The organism is Pedococcus aerophilus (assembly GCF_039532215.1).
GTDB lineage: Bacteria > Actinomycetota > Actinomycetes > Actinomycetales > Dermatophilaceae > Pedococcus > Pedococcus aerophilus.
Genome location: NZ_BAAARN010000001.1, coordinates 1,549,732 through 1,575,710, shown reverse-complemented (window position 1 = coordinate 1,575,710; position 25,979 = coordinate 1,549,732). Strand labels below are relative to the sequence as shown.

The 25,979-nt window shown below is 72.0% G+C and carries 26 protein-coding genes; 19 read left to right on the top strand and 7 right to left on the bottom strand.

Features of this window, described 5'->3' with window-relative positions:
• Nucleotide 1 precedes the first annotated feature (1 nt).
• From ABD286_RS07480 to menE, 3 genes are all read right to left on the bottom strand, one after another.
• Entirely contained in the window at nucleotides 2–883 is an 882-nt protein-coding gene (locus tag ABD286_RS07480) for a 1,4-dihydroxy-2-naphthoate polyprenyltransferase (RefSeq protein ID WP_344191746.1), read from the bottom strand.
• A gap of 66 nt (nucleotides 884–949) precedes the next feature.
• Nucleotides 950–1,213 (bottom strand): PLD nuclease N-terminal domain-containing protein, encoded by a 264-nt coding sequence (locus tag ABD286_RS07475; RefSeq protein ID WP_344191744.1) that lies wholly within the window; start codon nucleotides 1,211–1,213, stop codon nucleotides 950–952.
• A gap of 12 nt (nucleotides 1,214–1,225) precedes the next feature.
• The gene (menE, locus tag ABD286_RS07470; protein WP_344191741.1) at nucleotides 1,226–2,386 is read right to left on the bottom strand and encodes an o-succinylbenzoate--CoA ligase; all 1,161 of its coding nucleotides are present in this window, start codon (nucleotides 2,384–2,386) and stop codon (nucleotides 1,226–1,228) included.
• Between the two features lie 48 nt (nucleotides 2,387–2,434).
• Between menE and ABD286_RS07465 the strand changes: the two genes are divergently transcribed.
• Entirely contained in the window at nucleotides 2,435–2,905 is a 471-nt protein-coding gene (locus tag ABD286_RS07465) for a hemerythrin domain-containing protein (RefSeq protein ID WP_344191739.1), read from the top strand.
• A gap of 67 nt (nucleotides 2,906–2,972) precedes the next feature.
• On the opposite strand, the gene ABD286_RS07460 is transcribed toward ABD286_RS07465, so the two are convergent.
• Both ABD286_RS07460 and ABD286_RS07455 read right to left on the bottom strand, forming a co-directional pair.
• The gene (locus tag ABD286_RS07460) at nucleotides 2,973–3,920 is read right to left on the bottom strand and encodes a 1,4-dihydroxy-2-naphthoyl-CoA synthase (protein WP_344191737.1); all 948 of its coding nucleotides are present in this window, start codon (nucleotides 3,918–3,920) and stop codon (nucleotides 2,973–2,975) included.
• 115 nt (nucleotides 3,921–4,035) lie between these two features.
• Nucleotides 4,036–4,518, bottom strand: coding sequence for a glutathione peroxidase (locus ABD286_RS07455; protein ID WP_344191734.1), 483 nt, complete (start codon nucleotides 4,516–4,518; stop codon nucleotides 4,036–4,038).
• A gap of 107 nt (nucleotides 4,519–4,625) precedes the next feature.
• On the opposite strand from ABD286_RS07455, the gene ABD286_RS07450 reads away from it, so the two are divergent.
• The 11 genes from ABD286_RS07450 (at nucleotide 4,626) to menD (ending at nucleotide 17,360) form a co-directional block, all read left to right on the top strand.
• Nucleotides 4,626–5,900, top strand: coding sequence for an Nramp family divalent metal transporter (locus tag ABD286_RS07450; RefSeq protein WP_344191731.1), 1,275 nt, complete (start codon nucleotides 4,626–4,628; stop codon nucleotides 5,898–5,900).
• A gap of 112 nt (nucleotides 5,901–6,012) precedes the next feature.
• Nucleotides 6,013–7,011: an o-succinylbenzoate synthase gene (locus tag ABD286_RS07445; protein WP_344193304.1), complete on the top strand. Its 999-nt coding sequence runs from the start codon at nucleotides 6,013–6,015 to the stop codon at nucleotides 7,009–7,011.
• The gene (locus tag ABD286_RS07440) at nucleotides 7,008–8,231 is read left to right on the top strand and encodes an ATP-grasp domain-containing protein (RefSeq protein ID WP_344191729.1); all 1,224 of its coding nucleotides are present in this window, start codon (nucleotides 7,008–7,010) and stop codon (nucleotides 8,229–8,231) included. The genes ABD286_RS07445 and ABD286_RS07440 overlap by 4 nt, the downstream gene beginning before the upstream one ends.
• 15 nt (nucleotides 8,232–8,246) lie before the next feature.
• Nucleotides 8,247–9,230 carry a Type 1 glutamine amidotransferase-like domain-containing protein gene (locus tag ABD286_RS07435; RefSeq protein WP_344191727.1) on the top strand — a complete coding sequence of 328 codons (984 nt, stop codon included), beginning with the start codon at nucleotides 8,247–8,249 and terminating at the stop codon, nucleotides 9,228–9,230.
• Nucleotides 9,227–10,375 (top strand): alpha/beta hydrolase-fold protein, encoded by a 1,149-nt coding sequence (locus tag ABD286_RS07430; RefSeq protein WP_344191725.1) that lies wholly within the window; start codon nucleotides 9,227–9,229, stop codon nucleotides 10,373–10,375. Before ABD286_RS07435 ends, ABD286_RS07430 begins: the two co-directional genes overlap by 4 nt.
• 59 nt (nucleotides 10,376–10,434) lie before the next feature.
• A complete protein-coding gene (locus tag ABD286_RS07425) occupies nucleotides 10,435–11,160 on the top strand; it encodes an esterase family protein (RefSeq protein WP_344191723.1) in 726 nt (241 codons plus the stop codon).
• The gene (locus tag ABD286_RS07420; RefSeq protein WP_344191721.1) at nucleotides 11,157–12,581 is read left to right on the top strand and encodes a M20/M25/M40 family metallo-hydrolase; all 1,425 of its coding nucleotides are present in this window, start codon (nucleotides 11,157–11,159) and stop codon (nucleotides 12,579–12,581) included. The genes ABD286_RS07425 and ABD286_RS07420 overlap by 4 nt, the downstream gene beginning before the upstream one ends.
• A gap of 1 nt (nucleotide 12,582) precedes the next feature.
• Entirely contained in the window at nucleotides 12,583–13,380 is a 798-nt protein-coding gene (locus ABD286_RS07415) for a VOC family protein (RefSeq protein WP_344191719.1), read from the top strand.
• A gap of 83 nt (nucleotides 13,381–13,463) precedes the next feature.
• Nucleotides 13,464–13,820, top strand: coding sequence for a hypothetical protein (locus ABD286_RS07410; protein WP_344191717.1), 357 nt, complete (start codon nucleotides 13,464–13,466; stop codon nucleotides 13,818–13,820).
• Entirely contained in the window at nucleotides 13,817–15,388 is a 1,572-nt protein-coding gene (locus tag ABD286_RS07405) for an alpha/beta hydrolase family protein (protein ID WP_344191715.1), read from the top strand. Before ABD286_RS07410 ends, ABD286_RS07405 begins: the two co-directional genes overlap by 4 nt.
• Nucleotides 15,389–15,404: 16 nt before the next feature.
• Nucleotides 15,405–17,360: a 2-succinyl-5-enolpyruvyl-6-hydroxy-3-cyclohexene-1-carboxylate synthase gene (menD, locus tag ABD286_RS07400; protein ID WP_344191712.1), complete on the top strand. Its 1,956-nt coding sequence runs from the start codon at nucleotides 15,405–15,407 to the stop codon at nucleotides 17,358–17,360.
• Here the strand turns inward: menD and ABD286_RS07395 are convergent.
• Together ABD286_RS07395 and ABD286_RS07390 are read right to left on the bottom strand one after the other, a co-directional pair.
• Nucleotides 17,323–17,994, bottom strand: a complete 672-nt coding sequence (locus tag ABD286_RS07395; protein WP_344191710.1) for an HAD family hydrolase — start codon at nucleotides 17,992–17,994, stop codon at nucleotides 17,323–17,325. The genes menD and ABD286_RS07395 overlap by 38 nt on opposite strands.
• Nucleotides 17,995–18,110: 116 nt before the next feature.
• Entirely contained in the window at nucleotides 18,111–19,400 is a 1,290-nt protein-coding gene (locus ABD286_RS07390) for an isochorismate synthase (protein ID WP_344191708.1), read from the bottom strand.
• 105 nt (nucleotides 19,401–19,505) lie between these two features.
• On the opposite strand from ABD286_RS07390, the gene ABD286_RS07385 reads away from it, so the two are divergent.
• The 7 genes from ABD286_RS07385 (at nucleotide 19,506) to nuoE (ending at nucleotide 25,978) form a co-directional block, all read left to right on the top strand.
• Nucleotides 19,506–20,201: a demethylmenaquinone methyltransferase gene (locus ABD286_RS07385; RefSeq protein ID WP_344191706.1), complete on the top strand. Its 696-nt coding sequence runs from the start codon at nucleotides 19,506–19,508 to the stop codon at nucleotides 20,199–20,201.
• Nucleotides 20,202–20,414: 213 nt separating this feature from the next.
• Nucleotides 20,415–21,758 (top strand): geranylgeranyl reductase family protein, encoded by a 1,344-nt coding sequence (locus tag ABD286_RS07380; RefSeq protein WP_344191704.1) that lies wholly within the window; start codon nucleotides 20,415–20,417, stop codon nucleotides 21,756–21,758.
• Nucleotides 21,759–21,894: 136 nt separating this feature from the next.
• On the top strand, nucleotides 21,895–22,257 hold the full coding sequence (locus ABD286_RS07375) for an NADH-quinone oxidoreductase subunit A (RefSeq protein ID WP_056915566.1): 363 nt from the start codon (nucleotides 21,895–21,897) through the stop codon (nucleotides 22,255–22,257).
• A 19-nt stretch (nucleotides 22,258–22,276) separates the two neighbouring features.
• Entirely contained in the window at nucleotides 22,277–22,918 is a 642-nt protein-coding gene (locus ABD286_RS07370; RefSeq protein ID WP_344191702.1) for a NuoB/complex I 20 kDa subunit family protein, read from the top strand.
• A 107-nt stretch (nucleotides 22,919–23,025) separates the two neighbouring features.
• The gene (locus tag ABD286_RS07365) at nucleotides 23,026–23,784 is read left to right on the top strand and encodes an NADH-quinone oxidoreductase subunit C (RefSeq protein ID WP_425565358.1); all 759 of its coding nucleotides are present in this window, start codon (nucleotides 23,026–23,028) and stop codon (nucleotides 23,782–23,784) included.
• The gene (locus ABD286_RS07360) at nucleotides 23,784–25,136 is read left to right on the top strand and encodes an NADH-quinone oxidoreductase subunit D (protein ID WP_344191698.1); all 1,353 of its coding nucleotides are present in this window, start codon (nucleotides 23,784–23,786) and stop codon (nucleotides 25,134–25,136) included. Before ABD286_RS07365 ends, ABD286_RS07360 begins: the two co-directional genes overlap by 1 nt.
• On the top strand, nucleotides 25,136–25,978 hold the full coding sequence (gene nuoE / locus ABD286_RS07355; RefSeq protein ID WP_344191696.1) for an NADH-quinone oxidoreductase subunit NuoE: 843 nt from the start codon (nucleotides 25,136–25,138) through the stop codon (nucleotides 25,976–25,978). Before ABD286_RS07360 ends, nuoE begins: the two co-directional genes overlap by 1 nt.
• Nucleotide 25,979: the final 1 nt, after the last annotated feature.

Here is a 25,979-nt window from a genome sequence, read left to right as displayed (position 1 = left end):
CTCAGACCGCGAGGCTCAGGGCGATACCGGCGGCGAGCAGCACGGCATACACGATCTCGAAGAGGCCCGTGGACGCGAGGACGGGCACGAGATCGCGGCCGGTCGCTCCGGACAGCAACGCCCGCAGCGGCTTGGCGATGACGGCGAGGGACAGCAGCGAGATGAGGGCGAAGACCTGCTGGGTGCTGATCGCGACGACCATCACGACCGCGACGACGACGAGGGCGACGTAGAGGACGCGGGTGCCGCGGTCGCCGAGGCGGACGGCAAGCGTGAGCTTGCCGCTCTCGCGGTCGGTGGGGATGTCGCGCAGGTTGTTGGCGACGAGGATCGCGGAGGCGATCGCCCCGATCCCGACGGCGCCGTAGACGCCGAGCGAGGTGATCTCCTTGGCCTGCGTGTACAACGTCCCGAGGGTGGCCATGAGACCGAAGAAGACGAAGACGTAGAGCTCGCCGAGGCCGCGGTAGCCGTAGGGGTTGTCGCCACCGGTGTACTTCCACGCGGCCAGCACGGCAAGGGCGCCGAGCGGGACCATGATCCAGGCCTCGCTGATCGCGACCAGCGCGAGCCCGACCAGGGCTGCGGCACCGAAGAACGCGAATGCCATGAGCTTGACGTTCTCCGGCTGGGCCTTGTGCTGGCCGACGAGCCGGATCGGGCCGACGCGGTCCGCGTCGGTGCCGCGGATGCCGTCGGAGTAGTCGTTGGCGTAGTTCACCCCGACCTGCAGGCCGAGCGAGACGAGCAGGGCGAGCAGCCCCAGCCCGAGGTCGGCCCGCTCGAGCGGTGCGGCGGCGGCGGTGCCGACCACGACGGGCGCGACGGCGGCGGGGAGGGTGCGTGGGCGCGCACCGGCGATCCACTGGGACAGGGTGGCCATTCGGTGTGTGTTCTCGCTTGCCGTGGGGATGCGGGCGGGGGTCTGGCCCGGGCGACAGGGCCTGGCTCAGAGCCTACGGAGGAAGTCCGGGTCGTCGTCGGGGCCACGCGGGGGACGGGGCTGCGGACTCGGCCCGCGACCGCGCTTGGGCTTCGGCGGTCGCCCGGCGAGGAGCCAGGCGATGGGACCGACGAGCGGGAACAGCAGGACGAGCAGGATCCACATCACCTTGGGCAGGTTGCGGATGCGCGAGTCGTCGGTCTGGATGCAGTCCACGACGGCATAGACGGTCAGGGCGACCGTCACGAGCCAGGGGAGCAGCCGGAGCATGTCCCCATCGTGTCATGGCCGGGTGTGGAACAACGCGGCGATCCCCGCACGGTCGGGTTTGCCCGGTCCGCGCAGCGGGAACTCGTCGAGGACGAGCAACCGGCGGGGCAGTGCGTGGTCGGCGAGGGCGCCGCGCAACGCCGACCGGACCTGCACCACCGAGGGGTGCGGGACCCCCGGGCGGACGACCACCGCGGCTGCGACGACCTGCCCCCACTCCGGGTCCTCGAGTCCCAGCACCACCGCCTCGGCGACGTCGGGCAGCGAGGTGAGCGCGTCCTCGACGACGCGCGGCGAGATCTTCAGCGCCCCGGTGCTGATCACGTCGTCGACCCGGCCGTCCACGTGCCACCGGCCGGACTCGGGGTCGCAGTGTCCGAGGTCGTCGGTCCGGAACCAGCGCACGCCGTCCTCGTCAGTGACGAAGGCAGCGGTCGTGAGGTCCGGGCGGCCGAGGTACCCGCTGGCCAGCGTCTGCCCGCTGAGGTGGATGCGTCCCTCGTCGTCGGTGCGGATCGTGCTCGTGGACAGGGGGCGGCCGTCGTAGACGCAGCCGCCACAGGTCTCGCTCATGCCGTACGTCGTCACGACCGTCGCGCCCGCCTCCCTGGCGCGCACGAGCAGGGCGGGCGAGGTCGCGGCACCGCCGAGGAGCACGGCGTCGAACCCCGCCAGGGCCCGGGTCGACTCGGGATCGTCCAGCACCCGCAGGAGCTGCGTCGGCACCAGCGCGGTGTACCGGCGGTCGCCGGCGAAGGAGCGGGCTGCCGACGTGAACGCCGCGGCCGTGAACCCGGCAGCCAGGTCCACGAAGCCGGGCTCGGTGCCCGCCGCGACGCAGCGCAGCAGGACCTGGACCCCGGCGATGTGGTGCGGGGGCATGGCCAGCAGCCACGACCCCGGGCCCCCCAGCCGCTCGTGGGTCGCGCGGGCGCTCGCCGCGAGCGCGGCCGCCGGCAGCATCGCGAGCTTGGGGGTGCCGGTGGAGCCGGACGTCCCGACGACGATCGCGGTCCCGGGGTCGGGTGCTGCGCGGTCGGGCACCTCGGCGGGGTGGCCGCCGGCGGCATACGGGAGCACGGCGAACTCGCCACCGATGGCCTCGCGGAGGACGGGAAGGGCCTGTGCCGCAGCGGGTCCGGAGGCGATCGCGAGGGGGCGCAGGGACGTCACGACGTCAGGCTAGCCGGAGGCTGGACGACGCCACCCGCTGGCGGGAGGATGGCTGCGGGAGGCGCCATGGACGCGGACTTCGCGGCATACCTCGAGCGCGTGCGCGGGCACCGCGCAGAGCTGCGGGACTCGGTCGCGGCCGTCGACGAGGCCCTCGCCTCACCCATCGCCCGTGGAGGCGCGTGGCGTGAGCGCGTCCGGGCCGCGCTCGCCGAGCTGTCGCACGACTTCCGCGACCACGTCGACCTCACCGAGCGCCCCGGTGGGCTCTACGCCTCGGTACGGCGCGACTCACCCAGGCTCGCCGGCCGGGTCCAGCGCCTGCTGCGCGAGCACGAGAGGTATGGCGAGGACATCGACGCGTACCTCGCTGTCCTCGAGCACGCCGGCACCATGGCCGACCTGCCGGTGTTCCGCGAGGAGGTCACCACGCTGATGGGTCAGCTCGTGCGGCACCGGCAGAAGGGGGCCGACCTGGTGTACGAGGCGTACGACGTCGACCTCGGCGGGTCGGGCTGAGGCTGGGGGCCGGGCCGGGCCGGGCCGGGGCTGGGGGCCGGGCTCCGGGCAGGGGCTCGGCTGGAGCTCAGAAGTACCAGGGGTACGGCGACCAGTCGGGGTCGCGCTTCTCGAGGAACTGGTCGCGGCCCTCGACGGCCTCGTCGGTCATGTAGGCGAGCCGGGTCGCCTCGCCGGCGAAGACCTGCTGGCCCATCAGCCCGTCGTCGAGCAGGTTGAAGGCGAACTTGAGCATCCGTTGCGCCTGGGGCGATTTGCCCATGATCTCGCGCGCGGCCTGGAGCGCCTCGGCCTCGAGCGACGCGTGGTCGGCGACGATGTTGACCGCGCCCATCCGCTGCATGTCCTCGGCCGTGTACGTGCGACCGAGGAAGAAGATCTCGCGGGCGAACTTCTGGCCCACCATCTTCGCGAGGTAGGCGCTGCCGTAGCCGCCGTCGAAGGAGCCCACGTCGGCATCGGTCTGCTTGAACCGTGCGTGCTCGCGGCTGGCGATCGTCAGGTCGCACACGACGTGCAGCGAGTGCCCACCGCCGGCCGCCCAGCCGGGGACGACGGCGATGACGACCTTGGGCATGGTCCGGATCAGCCGCTGCACCTCGAGGATGTGCAACCGGCCGCCCTCGGCCTTGACGCGTCGCTCGTCCACGCCGGCTGCGGTGTCGTCGGCACCGTCCTTGGCGTACTGGTAGCCCGAGCGGCCGCGGATGCGCTGGTCGCCGCCGGAGCAGAAGGCCCACTTGCCCTCGGCGCCCGTCCCAGCCGGGCCGGGGCCGTTGCCCGTGACGAGCACGACGCCGACGTCGGAGGTGCGTCGGGCGTGGTCGAGGGCCTGGTAGAGCTCGTCGACGGTGTGTGGCCGGAAGGCGTTGAGCACCTCCGGCCGGTCGAAGGCGATCCGCACCGCACCGAGCCCGCGGGCCCGGTGGTAGGTGATGTCGGTGAAGTCGAACCCCTCGACGACGTCCCACGCCTCGGGGTCGAAGGTCTCGCTGACGTCTCGCTGCTCGGTCACGCCCGCGAGGTTACCCGCGCGGCGCCGGCGACGAGTCGGGGCGCCCCACCGGTCTGGTGGAGCGCCCCGGACGAGTGTGGACGAGCGCGGACGAGCGCGGACGAGTGCGGCGTGATCAGGCGGCGAGCGCCTTCTCGATGTCGTCGGTGAGCTTGGCCGGCTCGGTGGTGGGGGAGAACCGCTTCACGACCTGGCCGTCGCGGCCGACGAGGAACTTGGCGAAGTTCCACTTGATCTTGGACCCGAGCAGGCCGCCCTTCTCCGACTTGAGCCAGTCGTAGAGCGGGTGCGCGTCGTCCCCGTTGACGTCGACCTTGGCGAACATCGGGAACGAGACGCCGTAGTTGCGCTCGCAGAACGCCCCGATCTGCTCCTCGGTGTTGGGCTCCTGGCCGCCGAACTGGTTGCAGGGGAACCCGAGGACGACCAGGCCCTGGTCGGCGTAGGTGCGGTAGAGCTCCTCGAGCCCGCCGAGCTGGGGCGTGAAGCCGCACTGGCTGGCGGTGTTGACGACGAGGACGACCTTGCCGGCATAGGCGGACAGGTCCTGGTCGGAACCCTCGAGGGTGGTGGCGGAGAAGTCGGACAACGTAGGCATACCCGTCACCGTACGTGCCGTCGACGACCACTGCCCACGATGGACCGGTATGTCCGTTTCTCGGTAGCGTGGGTCGCTCCTGTCAGCGACGACACCGGAGTGCCCCCATGGCCAGTGCCACCGACACGACCCCCTCGACCACGACCGATGGGCGCAGACCCGGCTGGTCCCTCATCGGCCCCGGGCTGGTGGTCGCCGCCACGGGTGTGGGTGCCGCGGACCTCGTGGCCACCCTCATCGCGGGCAGCAAGTACGGCTACGCCCTGCTGTGGACGGTGGTCGTCGGCTGCATCATGAAGGTGGTCCTCGTCGAGGGCGCCGGGCGCTACTCGCTGGCCACCGGGCGCACGATCTACCAGGGCTGGTCCAGCCTGGGGAAGTGGACGACCTGGTACTTCGGGCCGTACATCGTCATCTGGGGATTCGTCTACGGCGCCGCCGCCATGGCCGGCACCGGCCTGCCGCTGCACTCGCTCATGCCCTTCCTGCCGGTGGCCGTGTGGGGCATCCTGTCCGGCCTGATTGGCCTGGCCCTCGTCTGGTGGGGCCGCTACGCGTTGTTCGAGAAGGTCTGCGCAGCACTGGTCGGCATCATGTTCGTGACGATGGTCGGCGCCGCCATCCTCACCCTGCCCAACCTCCCGGAGCTGGCCAAGGGCCTGGTCCCGATGATCCCGGACGGTGCGCTGGTCAACGTCCTCTCGGTCGCCGGCGGCGTCGGGGGCACGATCACCCTGGCGGCCTACGGCTACTGGATCCGGGAGAAGGGCTGGACCACGCCCGGCCACATGCGGGTCATGCGGATCGACAACTCGGTCGCGTACGTCGTCACCGGCATCTTCGTGGTGTCGACCCTCATCGTCGGCGCCGAGCTGCTCTACTCGGCCAACATCGCGATCAAGACCGGTGACGAGGGCCTGCTCAACCTCTCCGACGTCCTGGCCGACCGGTACGGCGTGTGGGCCGGGAGCGTCTTCCTCGTGGGCTTCTGGGCGGCCGCCATGTCCTCGCTCGTCGGCGTCTGGAACGGCGTCTCGATGATGTTCGCCGACTTCGTGGGTCACGTCCGTGGTCTGGCCTCGGACCACCCCGACGTCGGGCTCGGCGGCAAGTGGTACCGCGCCTACATCCTGTGGCTGACCTTCCCGCCGATGCTGATGATGTTCCTCGGCAAGCCGGTCTACCTGATCCTCGCCTACGGCGTGCTCGGCGCGTTCTTCATGCCGTTCCTGTCGATCACCCTGCTGTGGCTGCTCAACACCGACCGGGTGCCGAAGGAGTGGCGCAACAAGCTGCCGTCCAACATCGCCATGGTGCTGTGCGCTGCCGCCTTCATCGCGCTCGCCGCCAACGAGGTGCGCAAGGCGGTGAGCGCAGCCTGACCCTGCCGCCGCGGGGTCTGGGACGCAGGCAGGCGCGAGCGAGGGTGCGGCACCGGCCGGCGCCGGGGCGCGGTTGGATGGGCGGGTGACCTCGCACCCGTCCCCGACCGGGATGCCCGCCCTGGACGACCTGCTGGCGGGGCTGCACGTCGTCTCGATCCCCATGCGGGTCCGCTTCCGCGGCGTCGAGGTGCGCGAGGCCGCGCTGCTGCACGGGCCCTCCGGTTGGGGAGAGTTCTCGCCCTTCCTGGAGTACCAGCCCCCGGAGGCCTCCCGCTGGTTGTCAGCCGCGATCGAGGCGGCGTATGGCGCGTGGCCGGCCCCGCGCCGTACGCACGTCCCGGTCAACGCCACCGTCCCGGCGGTGGCGCCGGACCGGGTGCCTGGCGTGCTGGCGCGGTTCGACGGGGCGACCACCGCCAAGGTCAAGGTCGCCGAGCGGGGTCAGTCGGTGCAGGACGACGTCGACCGCGTCGCCGCAGTGCGGGACGCGCTGGGACCCGCCGGCCGCATCCGGGTCGATGCCAACGGTGGCTGGTCCGTGCAGCAGGCGACCGAGGCGCTGCGGCGGTTGTCCGCCTACGGGTTGGAGTACGCCGAGCAGCCCTGCGCGAGCGTCGAGGAGCTGCGCGACCTGCGGGTGGCATTGGCGCGGAGCGGGATCGACGTGCTCGTCGCCGCGGACGAGTCGATCCGCAAGGCCGAGGACCCGATCCGGGTCGCTCGGCTCGAAGCTGCGGACCTCGTCGTGGTCAAGGTCGCCCCGCTCGGAGGGGTGCACCGGGCGCTGGCGGTCGTCGAGGCCTGCAGGCTGCCGGCCGTCGTCTCGTCGGCCCTGGACACCTCGGTCGGGATGTCGGCGGGGGTCGCGCTCGCGGCCGCCCTGCCCGACCTCGACCACGCCTGCGGGCTGGGCACGGTGGCCCTGCTCGAGGGTGACGTGGTGGACCCCCCGCTGGAGCCCCGCGGCGGGGTGCTGCCCGTCGGCCGCGTGCAGGCGGACGAGTCCCTCCTCGAGCGGTGGGCGGCCCCGGCCGACCGGGTGCGGTGGTGGCGCGAGCGCGTCTCGTCCTGCCACGCCCTGCTCGACGACGCTACGGTCATCCCGTGAACGTCATCTTCGTCGAGCCCGGGTTCCCCGCCAACCAGCGCCGGTTCGCCCTGGCGCTGGCCTCGGTCGGTGCCGACGTCATCGGCATCGGCGAGTCCGAGGAGTGGCAGCTCGACGACGAGCTGCGCGACGCGCTGACCGGCTACTACCGCGTCGGTTCGGTCACCAGCCTGCACGAGATGACCGAGGCGGTCCGCTTCATCCAGACCAAGGTCTGGGTCGACCGGCTCGAGGCCACCGTCGAGGCGCACACGATGACCGCCGCCCACGTCCGTGAGGCGACCGGCATCCCCGGCACCTCCGTCCGCACCACCTGGCTGTGCCGCGACAAGCCCTCGATGAAGCAGGCGCTGCGCGAGGCCGGGGTCCCGACCGCCGCCTCCCGTGGCGTCGACCACGCCCACGAGGTGTGGGCGTTCGCCGAGGAGCACGGCTACCCGCTCATCCTCAAGCCCCGCGACGGCGCCGGAGCCAAGGACACCACCCGGGTCGACAGCGACCAGGAGCTCGCCCGGGCGCTGGTCGACTTCGGCAGCCACGGCGCGGCCTCGATCGCGGTCGAGGAGTTCGTCGAGGGCCACGAGGGCTTCTACGACACCATCACCAGCGGCGGCCGGATCGTCCACGACTGGACCACGCACTACTACCCCAACGTCCTGGAGGCGATGCGCACCCGCTGGATCTCGCCGCAGTTCGTCACCACCAACCGGATCGCGGACTCCGACTTCTACCGCGAGGTCGCCGAGATGGGGCAGCGCGTCATCACGGCTCTCGGCATCGAGACCTCCGCGACGCACATGGAGTGGTTCCACGGTCCCAAGGGCCTGAAGTTCTCCGAGATCGGCTGCCGTCCGCCGGGTGTCGGGTGCTGGGACCTCTACTCCGCCAGCAACGACGTCGACGTCTACCGCGAGTGGGCGCACGTCATCGTCCACGGCGTCCCGGAGCGCCCCATGCTGCGCCCCTTCTCCGCCGGCATCGTCGCGCTGCGCCCCGACGCCGATGGCCAGATCACCGGGTACAGCGGCATCGACGAGATGCAGGCCCGCCACGGCGAGTGGGTCATCGACGCGCACTTCCCTCCGGTCGGCCACCACACCCAGGCCGTCGAGGCCGGGTACATGGCCAACGCCTACGTCCGCATGCGCCACCCCGACTACGACACCCTCCGCGGGATGCTCGACGACGTCGGCAGCTCGATCCACGTGCACGCCGGTTAGTCACGAATCTCCTTGATGCGCACCATTCTGCTCGGACCCCAGCGGTTCATGACCACCGCCGGCACCGCCCTGCGCTCGCTCGGCGTCGAGGGTCGCGTGGCGACCGTCAACGCCGGATGGGAGGAGCGCGAGGACTCCGTCGAGGAGCTCGACGCCGTCCTCGAGGGCCGGGCCACCCACCTGAGGCTCTACCACCGGACCTTCGACGTCATCGAGAAGGACGAGGTGTTCGCCGCGGCGGCGCTGTCCTTCCGCGACCACCACGACTCCCTGCTGTCGCTCTACCGGTTGCGCCTCCAGCACGCGATGGACGGCCTGTACGCCGTGGTCCGGCGCACCCGCGAGGGGGAGCAGCGCGCGAAGGGCGCCCACGCGGCATACGGAGCGGTGGACGATGCCGTCGAGACGGTGCGGCACGTGGACGCCTGGTATGCCGCGCAGCTCAAGAACCTGTACGCCGAGCTCGATGCCGCCGCGCCGCTGGACTCCAGCGGGGTGATCGCCTGGCACCGCGGTGAGATCGAGGCCGTGCTGGCCGACAGCGCTGCCCTGGTGCTGACCGGCGGACACGTCGGGACCCTGCTGCGGGCGTTGCGGTTGTTCGCGATCCGCGTCCCCGACACCCTGCCGGTGATCGCCTGGTCGGCGGGCGCGATGGCCCTGACGGAGCGCGTCGTGCTGTTCCACGAGTTCGGGCCGGAAGGCGCGACCGAGGCAGAGGTCTTCGACCGCGGGCTCGGCCGCGTCAAGGGCGTCGTGGCCCTGCCGCACGCGCGACGGCGGCTCCGCCTGGACGACAAGGACCGCTGCGCCGTCATGGCGCGGCGCTTCACCGACGCGCACTGCGTGCTGCTCGACGACGGCACGGCCCTGGAGCTCACCCCCGATGGCGGACTGCCCAAGGGGGCACGGATCCTCGGCACCGACGGCGCCGTCCACGAGCTCGGAGCCCCTGCGCCCGGCGCCGCAGCGCCCACCGAGCAGGGGGAGAACGCGTGAACGAGCGTCGACTGGCCGTCAACCGGCTCCGCGAACGGCTCCCCGTCGACGGGGCCGCCATCGACCGCTTCCTCGCCCGGCACCCGTCCCCGGTCATCGAGGGGGAGCGGGCGACGTTCCTCTTCCGCGGCGATGCCGACGAGGTGCGGGTGCGCCACCGCGTCGTCGGACTGCCCGACCCGCTCCCGATGCGCCGCCTGCCCGACACCGACCTGTGGGCCGCGACGACGGTGCTGCCGAGCGGGTCCCGCGTGGAGTACCAGCTGGAGACGCGGCGGGGCGACCACTACGAGAGCTTCAACGACCCGCTCAACCCCAAGGTGGCGCACTCGCCCATGGGGTCGAGCTCGGTCTGCGCGGCGACGGGCTACGAGGTGCCCCAGTGGGTGCACCACGACCCCGAGGCTCGGCAGGGCGAGATCGTCGAGGACACGTTGCGCTCCAAGGCTCTTCGCCGCGAGCAGGACGTCAAGCTCTATCTGCCCGCGCGGTACAACACCGCCCTGCGCTACCCCCTGCTCGTGGTCCACGACGGCACCGACTACCTCGACTACGCGGCCATGAAGACAGTGCTGGACAACCTCATCCACCGCCTCGACGTCGCCCCGCTCGTCGTCGCCTTCGTCCCGCCGCGCGACCGGTTGAAGGAGTACCCCAACCACGCGCCGCACGCCCGGTTCATCGCCCGCGAGCTCGTGCCGCGGCTGTCCGAGCGGCTCTCCCTCCTCGACGACCCGCAGGGCCGCTGCCTCATGGGGTCCAGCTTCGGTGGAATCGCGTCCCTGTCGACGGCGGTGCGCTACCCGGGCGAGTTCGGCTCGCTGTTCCTGCAGTCCGCGTCGATGGTCTTCACGGACATCGGCACCGACCACGGGGGTGGCCCGTACTTCGACCCGGTGGTGAAGTTCGTCAACCGCTACCGGGAGAAGCCGACCCGGCCCGTCGAGCGGATCTTCATGTCCTGCGGGACCTACGAGCCCCTCATCACGCCGAACCGCTCGATGGTGCCCGTGTTCCGTGGCGCCGGGATGACGGTGAAGTACGTGGAAGCCCGCGACGGCCACAACTGGGAGGACTGGCGCGACCGGTTGCGCGACGGCCTGTCGTGGATCTTTCCCGGCCCGCAGAAGTTCGTGTACGAGTAGCCGGTCTGCAGTTCCCGCTGGACCACACGCCATACCCGCACCAGCAGAAGGAGGCACACGTGAAGGTCACCGAACGCTGGTGGTCCGACCGGATGGGGCAGGAGCTGTCCCTCGTCCGTTGGGGGCACTACGGCGTGCCCGTGCTGCTCTTCCCGACAGCGGGTGGCGATGCCGAGGAGGTCGAGCGCAACCAGCTCGTCGACCGGCTCGCGCCGATGATCGAGGCCGGACGGATCAAGGTCTACTCGTGCGACAGCGCGGCCGGGCGGGCGATGGCCCAGAAGGTGGGCTCCACGGAGTACCGCATGTGGCTGTTCAACGCCTACCACCAGGCCGTCGCCGAGGAGGTCGTCCCCGCGATCCACGCGGACAGCAACGGCCCGCAGCCGATCGTCACGGCGGGGGCGTCGATCGGGGCGTTCAACGCCGTGGCGATGGTCTGCCGCTACCCGCACCTGTTCAGCGCCGCCATCGGCATGAGCGGCACCTATGCCATCGAGCAGTTCATCGGCGGCCCGAACACCGACGACCTCTACTACTCCTCGCCGCTGCAGTTCGTGCCCGGCCTCGAGGGGGAGGCGCTGGAGACGCTGCGGCACCGGTTCGTCCTGATGGCGTCCGGGAGTGGTGACTACGAGGACGTGGGCGAGTCCTGGGCGGTGGCGAAGGTGTTGGGGGACAAGGGGATCCCGAACCGCGTCGACGACTGGGGTCCGGGGTACATGCACGACTGGCCGACGTGGTGGGAGATGCTCCCGCTCTACCTCGACGACCTGGTCCCGTGAGCGAGTCCGCGCAGGACGCCGTGAGCGGGACGCTTGCCGGCCGCCTCGCTGCCGCCGTCGAGGCCGGTGTGCCGCGGGGTCGGGACGACCTCGCCAGCCTGGTCGCGCTGCGGTCGGTCGCCAACCCCGCGATCGAGCCGGCGTCGGAGTGCGCGGCGTCGGCCGCGCTGGTCGCCTCGCTGTTCACCGAGGTGGGGGTCGACGGTGTCGAGCAGGTGGAGGCGCCCGACGGGTCGCTCGCCGTGGTGGGACGGTCGCCGGGTCCTGACGGGGCGCCCTGCGTGCTGCTCTACTCCCACCATGACGTGGTGCCGGTCGGTGACCTCGACGCCTGGACGACGCCGCCCTGGGAGCTGACCGAGCGTGACGGCCGTTGGTACGGCAGGGGATCCGCGGACTGCAAGGGCAACCTCGTCGCGACCCTGATCGCCCTGCGCGCCGTGCGGCAGGTGCTGGGGTCGTGGCCCGTCGAGGTCGCCGTGGTCTGCGAAGGGTCCGAGGAGCAGTCCAGCGGAGGCATGGAGGCGCTCGCCCGGGAGCGCCCCGAGCTGGTGCGCTGCGACGCCTTCGTCCTCGCCGACACCGGCAACGTCGAGCTCGGCGCGCCGACGCTGACGACGTCGTTGCGCGGCACGGGGAGCGTGCTGGTGACGGTCCGGACGATGACCCACCCCGCGCACTCGGGCATGTACGGCGGAGCGGCCCCCGACGCGCTCCAGGCCCTCCTCATGGCCTTGGCGTCGCTGCGGGACGCCGACGGGGAGACGACGATCGACGGCCTCGACCACGAGGGCACCTGGGACGGTGCGGAGTTCGACGAGGAGCGGTTCGCGCAGGATGCCGCTGTCGTGCCGGGGGTCTCGCCCCTGACCGGTGGTCGGGGAGGGGCCGGGATCGCCGACCGGTTGTGGGCCAGGCCAGCAGCCACGGTGCTGGCCATCGACTGCCCACCCGTGTCGCAGGTCACGGCCGCGGTGCAGGGCGAGGCGCGCGCCGTGGTCAACCTGCGGGTGCCTGCGGCCACCGATCCCCGCGCCGCGCAGGAGCTGCTCATGGCCCACCTGCGGGCCCACACGCCATACGGGGAGGTGGAGATCCGGCCGGTGTCCCTGGGTGAGGGTTTTCGCGCGCGAACCGACGGTCCTGCGTATGCCGCGATGGAGCGGGCGATGGAGCGCGCCTTCGGGCACGCGGTGGTCACCGCCGGCCAGGGTGGCTCGATCCCGCTCGCCACCGCGCTGGCCCAGATCGTCCCCGAGGCAGAGGTGATGCTGCTCGGGGTCGAGGAGCCGGCGTCGCGCATCCATGGCCCGGACGAGAGCGTGCACCCGGACGAGCTGCGCCGGACCGCGCTGGCGCAGGCGCTGTTCCTCGTCGAGCTCGCCGGCATCGACCCGTCCGGCCTCCACGGGGAGGGCTGAGGTGGAGGTCGCGTGGGCGTGGGCGTTCCTCGACCTGCCTCCGGACGGGTTCGACGAGGAGCTGGAGTTCTGGCGGCAGGTGACCCGGACGACGCTGTCGGCGTGGCGGGGTGAGCAGGGCGAGTTCGCGACGCTGCTCCCGGACGAGGGTCATCCGTGGCTCAAGGTGCAGCGCGTGGGCGGACCGGGCGGGGTCCACCTCGACCTCGCCGTCGCTGCGCCCCTGCCGCAGGCGCGGGACGAGGTGCTCGCCCTCGGCGCGACGGTGCTGGACGAGCTCGACGACCTCGTGGTCTGCCGCTCGCCGGCCGGGTTCACCTTCTGCCTCACCCCGAGCGCGCCGTCCGAGCCGGGGCAGGGACAGGTGAGGGCGGGGCAGTCGAGCCTGCTCGACCAGGTCTGCCTCGACATCCCCGCCGATAGGTATGTCGCTGAGCTCGCCTTCTGGATGCGCCTCACCGGCTGGTTGCCGCCGAGTCCGGAGCCGGACGACTCGGGCCTGCTGCCGCTCAAACGTCCCGACGGGATGCCGCTGCGCCTGCTGACCCAGCGCCTCGGTGCGGGCGGCGCGGGTGGCACGAGGGATACGGGTGCCACCGTGGCCTCGGAGCGGCACGGTGGCTCGGTGACGGCGCACGTCGACCTGGCCTGCGCGGACCGCGCCGCGACGACGCGCGAGCACGAGGCGCTCGGCGCCCGCGTGGAGTCGGTCCACGAGGGCTGGACGGTGCTGCGCGCCCCCGGCGGCAGGAGGTACTGCGTCACCGAGCGCGACCCCCTCACCGGCGTGCGCGGCTGACCCGACCCGCGGCTGACCCGACCCGCGGCTGACCCGACCCAGCGGCTGACTCGACCGTCCACAGGGGGGCCGGTGCGGGTGCGGTGTCCACAGGCCAGGAGGCAGGGCTGGGGCACCGCGCCGGCAAGGGCGACGGTGGAGCCATGGTGGGGAGCAGCGAGGACGTGCGGGCGGTGGCCCGGCAGGTGCGGCGGGATGCCGAGCAGGTGCGTGACGTGACGGCGCGGGTCGCCGCGGTCAGGGGCGTGCGCTGGCGGTCGGTGTCGGCGACGAGGTTCCGGGAGGTGGTGACCCTCCGGGTGGCGGGGTTGACGCGAGCTGCGGGTGGGCTCGACGCCGCGGCCGAGGCGCTCGAGTCGCACGCGCTGGCCCTCGACCGGGCCGGGGACGCCATGCGGGCGCTGGGCAGCGGGCTGTCGGGCGCAGGGGGAGGGCGGTGACCGACGACGCGGGCCTCGAGGTTCACGGAGGGGTCGGTGGCACCTCCGTGGGCATCGACGAGCTCGTCACGGCTGCAGGTCACCTCGGGCAGGCTGCCCGCGACCTCGGCGAGCTCGTGGCGGGCCTGGTGGCCGTGAGCGCAGAGGTGGCGGCGTCGTCACCGCTGAGCCCGGTGACTGCGGTGCGGGCCGAGGTCGAGCTGGTCCGGGCAGCCCGCTCCCTGGCGCTGGAGGCGGCTGCGGTGGCCGGCGTCGCGACATCGGTGCGGTCGGCCGCCTGGGCATACCGGGCGGTCGAGGAGGAGGTCGTCCGCACGGCCGCGCTGGCCCAGGACGTCGTGATGGCCGTGGCCGGTCACGGCGCCCCGTCGCTGGTCGTCGCAGTGGTCGCCCTCGACGCGGTCGGGGTGGACGTGGGGGCGCTGGTGGACCGGGCCGTCTGGGAGGTGCCCGAGGTCGCCGAGCTCGCCGGGGGGAGCGGGGGCCTGGTGGTGGGCCTGCGCCTCAACCCGCTCACGGCCCCGTTCGTCGTCCCGTCGCAGACGGGACCGAGCGGGCCAGGGAGGGCCGACGAGGGTGACCAGGGTGACGAGGGGGACGGGGGTGGCAGGGACGGCGACGGTGGTGAGGGTGACGGTGGTGAGGCTGACGACGACCACGTCCACAATTACGGCGGCGGCGTCGTCGGGGTCGACGCGGACGAGGCGGCGGTGGGTGTGCTGGCCGACTCCGCAGCGCTGTGGGGGCTGCTCAGCGAGCAGGGCGCGGTGCAGGTGACTGCGGTGCAGGACGTCGGGGCCGACCCCGGCGTGCCGGTCCGGCCGGCTGCCCTGCACGGGGTGGCCGACCTGGCCCAGGACCAGACGGCCCTCCCCAGGGACGGCCGGGTCCGGGTGGTGGAGGTCCGGGGCGAGCAGGGGCCGGCGTGGGTGGTCGAGATCGCCGGCACGCAGTCGTGGGACGCGCGGGCGGGCAGCAACCCGTTCGACCTCACGACCGACGTCCGCTCCATGGCGGCCGAGTCCACGCTGCTCGCGGCCGGGGTGGAGCAGGCGCTCGCGGCGGCCCAGTCCCGCGCCGCCGCGACCTCCGGGGGGACGCGCGACGTCGCTGCCGAGCCGGTCCTGCTCTCGGGGCACAGCCTCGGCGGGATCGTGGCTGCCGGCCTGGCGTCGTCGGCCCAGTTCAGGTCGGCCCACCGCGTCACCCACGTGGTGGCGATGGGGTCACCGATCGGCAAGGTCCCCGTCCCGCCGGGGGTGCAGGTGCTGGCCGTGGAGCACCGGCAGGACCCGGTGCCCCGACTGGAGGGCAGGGCCAACCCCGACCGCGCCTCCTGGGTCACCGTGTCCCGTGACCTCGAGGACGTCCCCGGCATCGACGAGCGGGCCGGTGCCGCCCACCGGTCGGAGCGCTACGTCGAGACCGCAGCAGCCGTCGACGCCTCGGACGACCGGTCGGTCCGGGCCTGGCGCACGAGCGCTGGGGCGTTCTTCAGCGCTCCCGGTGACGGGACGGAGGTGGCCGTCCGCGACTACCGCATCGCCCGGATGGGCCCGTCACCCTGATGGCACAATCCGACCCGTGAACCCGTCGACAGCCCTCGCCACCGTGCTCGTCGACGAGCTCGTCCGCGCCGGGGTGCGCCACGTCGTGCTCTGCCCGGGGTCGCGGTCGGCGCCCTTGGCGTATGCAGCCCAGGCAGCCGAGCGCGAAGGTCGCCTCACTCTCCACGTCCGTGTCGACGAGCGGTCGGCCGGGTTCCTGGCCGTCGGTCTCGCGAAGCTCACCCGGGTGCCTGCCGTGGTGGTCACCACCTCGGGCACGGCCGTGGCCAACCTGCACCCGGCGGTTCTCGAGGCGCACCACGGCGTGGTGCCGCTCATCGTCGTCTCGGCGGACCGGCCGGTGGAGCTGCGCGGTACGGGGGCGAACCAGACGACCGTGCAGCCCGGGATGTTCGGGGGCGCCGTCCGGTGGTCGATCGACGCCGAGGCGCCTCGGGAGGTTCTGGGTGAGGTCTCGCGCTGGCGGGCCCTGGCCGCCGACGCCGTGAGCCATGCCCTGGGCCACCGGGGTGGTCAGGGTCTATGGGCTGGGCAGGCCGGGCAGGCTGGGCAGGCCGGGCAGGCCGGTCATGGTGGGGAAGGTGGTCAGGGCGTCGCGGGCGGTGAGCCGGGGCCGGTCCACCTCAACCTCCAGCTGCGCGAACCCCTCGTGCCCACCGACGACGAGCCGTGGTTGGAGCCGCTCAGCCCATCCACCACGTCGCATGGAGACCCGCCGGGACGCGGGCATGGGCAAGCGCGCGAGGCGGAGCAGCTGGTGCACGACGTGGTGAGCGACCGCGACACCGCGACTCGGGAGGCCGACTCGTCGAGCGGGCCCGGCGTGCAGGACGTGGCGCGCACCGTGGTCGTGGTGGGGGACCTGCCCGAGCCCGACCAGTTCGACCGGGCGGTCGGCTGGGCGCAGCGGCACGGGTGGCCGGTGGTGGCCGAGCCGTTCGGGACGCACCCGCGCGCCGACGTCCTGCCGCACGGACCCCTCGTGCTGTCCGACTCCGCCTGGCTGGACCAGCACGCCCCCGATCGGGTCATCACGGTCGGGCGGCTCACGCTCTCACGCCCCGTGGCCGCGCTCCTGCGTCGTCCGGGGGTTCGCGTGGAGGCGGTGGCGGCCCACGGCTGGATCGCCTCGCGGCCCGACATCGCCGCCGTGCACCCGGTCTCCGTCCTCGACGCTCCGGCTCCGGACCGCTCGACCAGTGCCGACGACCGGGAGCGGGTGGAGTGGGTGAGCGCGTGGCGCACCGCCGGACGGCAGATCGCCGACGCACTCGCAGCGACCGACACCACCGGGACGACTGTTCCGTGGCCGAGCGGCCTGGCGGTCGCGCAGGCCGTGGTCGCGAGCCTGCCGTCCGGGTCAACCCTGTTCGTCGGGTCCTCGAACTCGGCCCGCGACCTCGACCTGGCCCCGCCGCGGGACGAGCCGCTGCACGTCGTGGCGAGCCGTGGCCTGGCCGGCATCGACGGCTGCGTCTCCACGGCCGTCGGCCTCTCGCTCGCGGGCGCGGGGTCGGGCGCAGGAGCCCCGACCTACGCGCTGATGGGTGACCTCACCTTCTTGCATGACGCGAACGGCCTGCTGGTCGGCCCGCTCGAGCACCGCCCCGACCTGACGATCGTCGTGACCAACGACGACGGTGGTGGCATCTTCACCCTGCTCGAGCCGGGGGAGCCGCAGCGCGAGGCGGACTTCGAGCGCATCTTCGCCACCCCGACCGGCGTCGACGTCGGCGCGCTGTGCGCCGCGCACCACGTGGCGCACCAGCTCATCTCGACCCGGGCCGAGCTCGTCGACGCCCTTGCCCAGCGCCCCTCCGGCCTGCGGGTGCTCGAGGTGCCCTTGGACCGGACCCGCCACCGCGACCAGCACGCCACCCTGCGACGAGTGGCAGTCGACGCGATCAGAGGTGACGCGACTAGAGGTGACGCGATCAGGGCAGGTGACGCAGCGGCATACCCCGCGCGATGAGGTCCTCGCGCAGGTGGTCGGCACCGGTGAAGTGGATGGCGTCCATGCCGGTCTCCTCGGCGGCGAGCACGTTGGCCGGGCTGTCGTCGATGAAGATGCAGTCGTCCAGCCCAGCGCGGTGACGGACCCGCTCCTCGAGGACCTCGAAGATCTCCGGATCGGGCTTGGCCACGCCCTCCTCGCCGGACACGATGATGTCATCGAACAGGTCGAGGAACTCGAACCGGTCGACGGCGACGGGGAAGAGGTCGGCCGACCAGTTCGTCAGGGCGAAGAGCGTGATGCCGGCGTCGTGCAGCTCCCGGAGGATGTCCACGGTGCCATCGACCTCCCCGACGAGGGAGGCGCCGAAGTTCGGGCGGTAGGCGAGGACCTCGTCGGCGTAGTGCGGGTGGGAGGCCAGGGCTGCGTGCTCGGCCTCGTCGAGGGTCCGGCCGGCGTCGTTGGCATGGTTCCACGAGGCGAAGTCGAAGTCCGGGTCGGCCACGAACGCGGCCGCGCGTTCCTGGCCGACAGCTGCGGCGATGGCTGGCACCGGGTCCCAGCGGATCAGCACGTTGCCCAGGTCGAACACGACGACGTCGGCCGGGCGCGGTGCCAGCTCGTCGGGCACGGGGGTCACGGTGTCGGCCATGGCGTCACCGTGCCACGTCCCGGGTCGCTGCGCAGGGAGATCGGGCGCAGGGAGATCAGTGCTGGGAGATCAGGGCAGGGAGATCAGCGCAGGGAGATCGGCGACCCGAGAGCTGTTCAGCCGCCGGTGAGGGCGTCACGCATGGGCACGAGCTTCGCGTCGGACTCGGCGACCTCGGAGTCGGGGTCCGAGCCGGCGACGATGCCGCAGCCGGCGAACAGCCGCATCGAGGCCGGGTCCTCGGCGTCGAACGCCCCGCAGCGCAACGCGATCCCCCACTCGCCGTCGCCGGAGGAGTCCATCCAGCCGACGGGTCCGGCGTACCGGCCGCGGTCCATGTGCTCCAGCTCGGAGATCACGGCGTGGGCGGCGTCGGCAGGGGTGCCGCAGACGGCGGCCGACGGATGCAGCGAGGCGGCGAGCATGAGCGAGGTCGCACCGTCGGCCAGCACCCCGGCCACGTCGGTGGCGAGGTGCATGACGTTGGACAGGTGCAGCACGAACGGTGACTCGGGCACGTTGACCGACGAGCAGTGCGGACGCAGGGCGTCGGCCACGGAGCGCACGGCGTACTCGTGCTCCTCGAGGTCCTTGCTCGACCGGGCCAGCGATCCCGCCAGCGCCAGGTCGTGCTCGTCGTCCCCGGTGCGCCGGATCGTGCCGGCGAGCACCCGCGAGGTGACGAGCCCCTTCTCCAGGCGCACGAGCATCTCCGGGGTCGCGCCGACCAGGCCGTCGACGGCGAACACCCAGGTCGTGTCGTAGCGCTCGGCCAGGCGCCGCAGCAGCCACCGCGCGTCGATCGGCTCCGAGGCGCTCACGTGCAGGTCGCGGGCGAGGACGACCTTGTCGAGGTCGCCGTCGGTGATCCGCGCAACCGCCTCCTCCACCGCGCCGGCCCACTGGGCGGGGGGCAGGGCGCCGTCGGCGAACGCGACGTCGACGGGCTCGACCGGCGTGGACTGCTCGGGCAGCAGTGGAGCCGGGAGCTCCGCGCTGGTCCCGATGGTCGTGACCCACCAGGTGCCGTCCCTGGCGCCGACGACCACCTCGGGGACGACGAGCGTCGCGCCGGAAGGCGACTCGGCGGCATACGAGACCGAACCGAAGGTGACGGGACCGGTGCCGGGCAGGCCCACCTCGTCGCGGACGACGGCGGAGCCGACCACGTCGCGCCACCACTGCTCGGCGAGCGCGAACCGGTCCGCGCCGTGGGCGGTGAACTCCAGTGCGCGACCCCACGCGACGAGGCCCTCGCCACGGCGGACCCAGCTCGCGATCGCCCGCGGGTCACCGAGGTCGGGCAGCAGCGTGAGCAGGCTGCCCGGATCGGTGAGCGCCACGGTGCGGGCGACGAGGGAGGTCCCCTGGCGGGCAGCCGCGGCGGGAGTGGGCAGGGTGCTCATGTCGGGGCCAAGCCTACGACCGACCGGTATGGCGCCCGTGCGAGGGACTCGTCGCAGGTCCGGACCGCCTCGCCGACCGTTCGGGGTGTGCGGGAGGATGACGTCATGACGCGTGCCAGCCTGGAGAAGGACCCCCGTGATGTCGCCGCGATGTTCGACGACGTGGCCGGCAAGTACGACCTGACCAACGACGTGCTCTCCCTGGGGCAGGACCGCCTCTGGCGTCGAGCCGTGCTCAGGGCCGTCGCGGCCCAGCCCGGGGAGACGGTGCTCGACATCGCGGCAGGGACCGGGACCAGCAGCGAGCCGTTCGCCGACGGCGGGGTCAACGTCGTGCCGGCCGACTTCTCGCTCGGGATGCTGCGCGTGGGTCACCAGCGGCGCCCCGACCTGGGGTTCACCGCCGCCGACGCGATGCGGCTGCCGTTCGCGGACGCCAGCTTCGACGCGGTGACCATGTCGTTCGGGCTGCGCAACGTCGCCTCGGTCGATGCCGCGCTCGGCGAGTTCCTGCGCGTGGTGAAGCCGGGAGGGCGGTTGGTCGTCTGCGAGTTCAGCCAGCCGGTCAACAAGGCCTTCCGCAAGGTCTACACCGAGTACCTCATGCGCTCGCTGCCGCCGGTGGCGCGCAAGGTGAGCAGCAACCCCGAGTCCTACGTCTACCTCGCCGAGTCGATTCAGGCCTGGCCCGGCCAGCGCGAGCTGGCCACGACGATCTCCGCGGCCGGCTGGTCGCAGGTGGGGTGGCGGAACCTGACGGGCGGCATCGTCGCGCTGCACCGAGCGGTGAAGCCCGCGTGAGGCCCGCAGCTGGGTCCCACGCTCTGCGTGGCCGGAACGAGCGAGGACCGGAGCGCGGGCTGAACGCGAGGGCAGGCACCGAGCGGTGAAGCCCGCGTGACCTCGCAGCGGTGAGTCGGTCGGTTAGGGCTGCCTTACTAGGAGTGCTGCAGACAGCGGGAATAGACTCCGCAGTGAAGTTCGTGAAGTCGTTCACAAGCGGGTGAGGCAGGCGTGACACACACCATCAGCGAGGTCGCCGGAGACAGCTCGGGCTCTTCATCGATCGGCGCGGCCACCGAGACCGCCGACGTCATCGTCGTCGGTGCGGGTCCTGCGGGCTCGGCCACCGCGGCATACCTCGCCATGGCGGGGCTGGACGTCCTCCTCCTGGAGAAGACGAGCTTCCCCCGCGAGAAGGTCTGCGGCGACGGCCTGACGCCCCGTGCGGTCAAGGAGCTCATCACCCTCGGCATCCCCACGCCCGAGGAGGACGGCTGGATCAAGAACCACGGCCTGCGGATCATCGGCGGCGGCATGCGCCTGTCCCTCCCGTGGCCGGACCTCGCGAGCTTCCCGCCCTACGGCTTGGTCCGTACGCGCCAGGACTTCGACGACATCCTCGCCAAGCACGCCGTCAAGCACGGCGCGCGCCTGCGTGAGGGCACCAACGTCACCGGCCCGATCCTGGACTCCAAGGGCTCGATCGTCGGCGTGACCGCCAAGGCCACCGACGAGAAGGGTCGCGCAGCCGGGCCGGAGCTGCGCTACACCGCACCCCTCGTCGTCGCCGCCGACGGCAACTCCTCCCGGCTCTCGCTGGCGATGGGTCGCGAGAAGCGTGAGGACCGCCCGATGGGTGTCGCGGTCCGCACCTACTACACGAGCCCGCGCCACGACGACGACTACCTCGAGTCCTGGCTGGAGCTGTGGTCCACCGACGCCAACGGCAAGAAGGTGCTGCTGCCCGGCTACGGCTGGATCTTCGGTGTCGGCGATGGCACCTCCAACGTCGGCCTCGGCATCCTCAACACCTCCAGCGCCTTCGGCAAGACCGACTACAAGGACGTCATGCGGCGCTGGGTCGCCACCATGCCGGACGAGTGGACCTACTCCGACGAGACCATGGTCGGCCCGATCCGCGGCGCCGCGCTGCCGATGGGCTTCAACCGCCAGCCGCACTACGACAACGGCCTCCTGCTCGTCGGCGACGCCGGTGGCATGGTCAACCCGTTCAACGGTGAGGGCATCGCCTACGCCATGGAGTCGGGGCGCCTCGCCGCCGAGGTGATCGCCCAGGCGTTCGCCCGCAGCGACGACGCCCAGCGCGAGCGCGTCCTGCAGTCCTACCCCGGGGTCATGGCCGACTCGCTGGGTGGCTACTACACGCTCGGCCGCTACTTCGCGAAGATGATCGGGAACCCCGAGATCATGCGACTGGCCACGAAGTACGGCCTGCCGCGGACGACGCTCATGAAGTTCCTGCTCAAGGTGATGGCCAACCTGGCCGAGCCGCGCGGGGGCGACGCGAGCGACCGCCTCATCACCGCGATGTCGAAGATGGCGCCCGACGCATGACCCGTCGTGCAATCTCGGAGGCCACCCCTAGGATTGGGGCGCGCGCGTCGCGGCCCGGCTGCACATCCCGCGCAGATGCCCACCACGGCGTCGCAGACGACTTCAACGATGACTTCGGAAGGGGAGTGGCACGGCGATGAGCAACCCCTACGTCCCCCTGCTTTTCCTGCTGGCGATCGGTGGCGGCTTCGCCGTCTTCTCGGTCTTCGCCGCCTCCATCGCGGGGCCCAAGCGCTACAACCGGGCCAAGCTCGACGCGTACGAGTGCGGGATCGAGCCCACGCCGCAGGCTGCCGGCGGTGGTCGCGTGCCGATCAAGTACTACCTGACCGCGATGCTCTTCATCATCTTCGACATCGAATCGGTGTTCCTCTACCCGTTCGCCGTCGCCTTCAACCAGCTCGGTCTCTTCGCACTCGTCGAGATGGTGCTGTTCATCCTGACCGTCTTCGTGGCCTACGCATACGTGTGGCGCCGCGGCGGCCTCGAGTGGGACTGACGAGGATCAAGGACTAGCAATGGGAATCGAAGAGAAGCTGCCCGCAGGCTTCCTGCTGACCACGGTCGAGCAGGTCGCCGGCTACATGCGCAAGAGCTCGGTCTGGCCCGCGACGTTCGGCCTGGCCTGCTGCGCCATCGAGATGATGGCCGTCGGCACGCCCGACTACGACATCGCCCGCTTCGGCATGGAGCGGTTCTCCGCCACGCCGCGCCAGGCCGACCTGATGATCGTGGCCGGGCGGGTGAGCCAGAAGATGGCCCCCGTCGTGCGCCAGGTCTACGACCAGATGCCCGAGCCCAAGTGGGTCATCTCGATGGGTGTCTGCGCCAGCTCCGGCGGCATGTTCAACAACTACGCCATCGTCCAGGGGGTCGACCACATCATCCCGGTCGACGTCTATCTACCGGGCTGTCCGCCCCGCCCCGAGATGCTGCTCAACGCGATCCTCACGCTCCACGAGCAGATCCAGAACAGCAAGCTCGGCGTCAACCGCGTCGCCGCGGCCCGCGCGGCCGAGGCCGCTGCGCTCTCGGCGACCCCGACGCACCAGATGACCGGCCTGCTCGCGCAGGGTGCCGGGACGAGCCTGCCGCTGGCCGGCGCCGGTCACAGCCACACGCACAGCCACGACCACGGGGCGCACGGAGGTGTCGCGTGAGCGACGAGAAGGACCCGACCCAGGCGACCGCCAACAGCGACGTCCTCGGCAACAAGGCCGCTGACGCCGCCGCCGAGAAGGGCAACGGTCCCGACCAGCCCGCCGCGGTGGTGGCCGGCGCGACCGTCGGTGCCGAGCCCGGTGCGGTCGTCGACCGCGAGACCGGGGAGCGCCTCCCCGCAGCGCCCGGCACGACCCCCGACCCCGTCCAGGTGGGCGAGCGGCGCGGCATGTTCGGCGCCGCGGACACCGGGGACACGACCGGGTACGGCGGCATGGTCAGCCCGATCTTGTTCCCCGCGGCTGCGGTCAAGCCCTACGGCAGCTACTTCGACGAGGTGGCGGACCGCCTCGAGAAGACCCTCGTCGGTGGGTCGGCGTCCTGGTCCGAGGCCATCGAGCGCGTCGTCGTCGACCGCGGCGAGCTGACGTTGTTCGTGCGCCGCGAGCACCTGCGGGCGGTCGCCCGCGCGCTGCGCGACGACGCCGGGCTGCGCTTCGAGATCTGCACCGGTGTCTCCGGTGTGCACTACCCGCAGGAGGAGGGCCGCGAGCTCCACGCGGTCTACCACTTCCTGTCGATCACCCACGGCGGCCGCCGGATGCGCGTCGAGGTGACCGCACCCGACGCCGACCCGCACATCCCGTCGATCGTCGAGATCTACCCGGCGAACGACTGGCACGAGCGCGAGACGTGGGACATGTTCGGGATCCAGTTCGACGGCCACCCGGCCCTCACCCGGATCCTCATGCCCGACGACTGGCCGGGTCACCCCCAGCGCAAGGACTACCCCCTCGGCGGCATCCCCGTCGAGTACAAGGGGGCCACGGTCCCGCCGCCGGACCAGCGGAGGTCTTACAACTGATGAGCACCGAAACCACCGACATCTACGCGACCTCCGGGGCGGACGCCGCCGCGGCAGAGGGCGCGCACATCTTCAACGCCACCGGCGGTGACTGGGACCAGCTCGTCGACGAGGCCGCTGCCCTCCACGAGGAGCGCATCGTCGTCAACATGGGTCCGCAGCACCCGTCGACCCACGGCGTGCTCCGCCTGATCCTCGAGCTCGACGGCGAGACGGTGACCGAGACCCGTGCGGGCATCGGCTACCTGCACACCGGCATCGAGAAGAACATGGAGTTCCGCACCTGGACCCAGGGCGTGACGTTCTGCACCCGCATGGACTACCTCACGCCGTTCTTCAACGAGGCCGCCTTCTGCCTCTCGGTCGAGAAGCTGCTCGGCATCACCGACCAGATCCCCGAGCGGGCCAACGTCATCCGCGTGCTGATGATGGAGCTCAACCGCATCACCTCCCACCTCGTCGCCCTGGCGACCGGTGGCATGGAGATGGGAGCCAGCACGGTGATGACCGTCGGCTTCCGTGAGCGCGAGCGCATCCTGGCCATCTTCGAGATGGTCACCGGCCTGCGCATGAACAACGCCTACATCCGCCCCGGCGGCGTGGCCCAGGACCTGCCCCCGGGCGCCATCGACAAGGTGCGGGACATGATCCCGCAGATGCGCAAGGGCCTCGGCGAGCTCGAGCTGCTGCTCAACGAGAACCCCATCCTCAAGGGACGCACCGTCGACGTCGGCTACCTCGACCTGTCGGGCTGCATGGCCCTGGGCATCACCGGCCCGGTGCTCCGCTCGACCGGCCTGCCGCACGACCTGCGCAAGCTCGACCCCTACTGCGGCTACGAGACCTACGACTTCGAGGTCATCACCCGCACCGAGGCCGACGCCTACGCCCGCCTGCGGATCCGCATCGACGAGATGTACGAGTCGCTGAAGATCGTCGAGCAGGCCATCGACCGCCTCCAGTCGAACCCCGGCCCCGTCATGGTCGCCGACAAGAAGATCGCCTGGCCGGCCCAGCTGGCCATCGGCGGCGACGGCATGGGCAACAGCCTCGACCACATCCGCGAGATCATGGGCACCTCGATGGAGTCCCTGATCCACCACTTCAAGCTGGTCACCGAGGGCTTCCGGGTCCCGCCCGGCCAGGCGTATGCCGCCGTGGAGAGCCCGAAGGGCGAGCTCGGCTGCCACACGGTGTCCGACGGAGGCACGCGCCCCTACCGCGCGCACTTCCGGGACCCGTCCTTCAACAACCTGCAGGCCACGGCCGCGATGTGCGAAGGCAGCCAGATCGCCGACGTCATCGTCGCCGTCGCCTCGATCGACCCCGTCATGGGAGGCGTGGACCGCTGATGGAGCACTACGGACTGCAGACGGCGGCCGGCCACCTCACGGTGGCGGCCGAGTCCAAGGAGCCCTACGCCGACGACGTGCTGGCCCAGCTGCACGACGACGCCGAGCAGGTCGTCGCGCGCTACCCGCAGAAGCGTTCGGCGCTGTTGCCGCTGCTGCACCTCGTGCAGAGCGTCGACGGCTACGTCACCGGTCGTGGCATCGACTTCTGCGCGGAGGTCCTGGACCTGACCACCGCCGAGGTGTCGGGCGTCGCGACCTTCTACACGCAGTACAAGCGCCACCCCAACGGTGAGTTCACCGTCGGGGTCTGCACCAACACGCTCTGCGCGATCATGGGCGGCGACCAGATCTGGGACGAGGTCTCCGAGCACCTCGGCATCGGCCACGACGAGACCACCGCCGACGGCAAGATCACCCTCGAGCGCGTCGAGTGCAACGCGGCCTGCGACTACGCCCCCGTGGTCATGGCCAACTGGGAGTTCTTCGACAACCAGACGCCCGACTCGACCAAGCAGCTCGTCGACGACCTGCGCGCGGGCAAGGACGTCGCCCCGACCCGGGGCGCCGCCAAGGTCTGCAGCTTCAAGCAGGTCTCCCGCGTCCTCGCCGGCTTCCACGACGGCCTCGCCGACGAGGGCGTCGGCGCCGGCCCGTCCTCGCTGCGCGGCCTCGAGCTCGCCAAGGACCGCAACTGGACCGCCCCCAACGGCAAGCACGCCGCGAAGGCCGACGGCGACGCCGGCACCGCGGGTCTGGCCCCGGGACGCAGCTCCTCCACCGACACGCCCTCCAACGACGCCGACGAGCAGGCGGGCTCCAAGCCCGCCGAGGGGAAGTGAC

Bases quoted from the DNA above. Each gene is read 5' to 3' on its own strand.
- ABD286_RS07480 (WP_344191746.1), bottom strand. From the start codon at position 883: ATGGCCACCCTGTCCCAGTGGATCGCCGGTGCGCGCCCACGCACCCTC.
- ABD286_RS07475 (WP_344191744.1), bottom strand. From the start codon at position 1,213: ATGCTCCGGCTGCTCCCCTGGCTCGTGACGGTCGCCCTGACCGTCTAT.
- ABD286_RS07465 (WP_344191739.1), top strand. From the start codon at position 2,435: ATGGCTGCGGGAGGCGCCATGGACGCGGACTTCGCGGCATACCTCGAG.
- ABD286_RS07455 (WP_344191734.1), bottom strand. From the start codon at position 4,518: ATGCCTACGTTGTCCGACTTCTCCGCCACCACCCTCGAGGGTTCCGAC.
- ABD286_RS07450 (WP_344191731.1), top strand. From the start codon at position 4,626: ATGGCCAGTGCCACCGACACGACCCCCTCGACCACGACCGATGGGCGC.
- ABD286_RS07445 (WP_344193304.1), top strand. From the start codon at position 6,013: ATGCCCGCCCTGGACGACCTGCTGGCGGGGCTGCACGTCGTCTCGATC.
- ABD286_RS07435 (WP_344191727.1), top strand. From the start codon at position 8,247: ATGCGCACCATTCTGCTCGGACCCCAGCGGTTCATGACCACCGCCGGC.
- ABD286_RS07395 (WP_344191710.1), bottom strand. From the start codon at position 17,994: ATGGCCGACACCGTGACCCCCGTGCCCGACGAGCTGGCACCGCGCCCG.
- ABD286_RS07390 (WP_344191708.1), bottom strand. From the start codon at position 19,400: ATGAGCACCCTGCCCACTCCCGCCGCGGCTGCCCGCCAGGGGACCTCC.
- ABD286_RS07385 (WP_344191706.1), top strand. From the start codon at position 19,506: ATGACGCGTGCCAGCCTGGAGAAGGACCCCCGTGATGTCGCCGCGATG.
- ABD286_RS07375 (WP_056915566.1), top strand. From the start codon at position 21,895: ATGAGCAACCCCTACGTCCCCCTGCTTTTCCTGCTGGCGATCGGTGGC.
- ABD286_RS07370 (WP_344191702.1), top strand. From the start codon at position 22,277: ATGGGAATCGAAGAGAAGCTGCCCGCAGGCTTCCTGCTGACCACGGTC.
- ABD286_RS07360 (WP_344191698.1), top strand. From the start codon at position 23,784: ATGAGCACCGAAACCACCGACATCTACGCGACCTCCGGGGCGGACGCC.
- nuoE (WP_344191696.1), top strand. From the start codon at position 25,136: ATGGAGCACTACGGACTGCAGACGGCGGCCGGCCACCTCACGGTGGCG.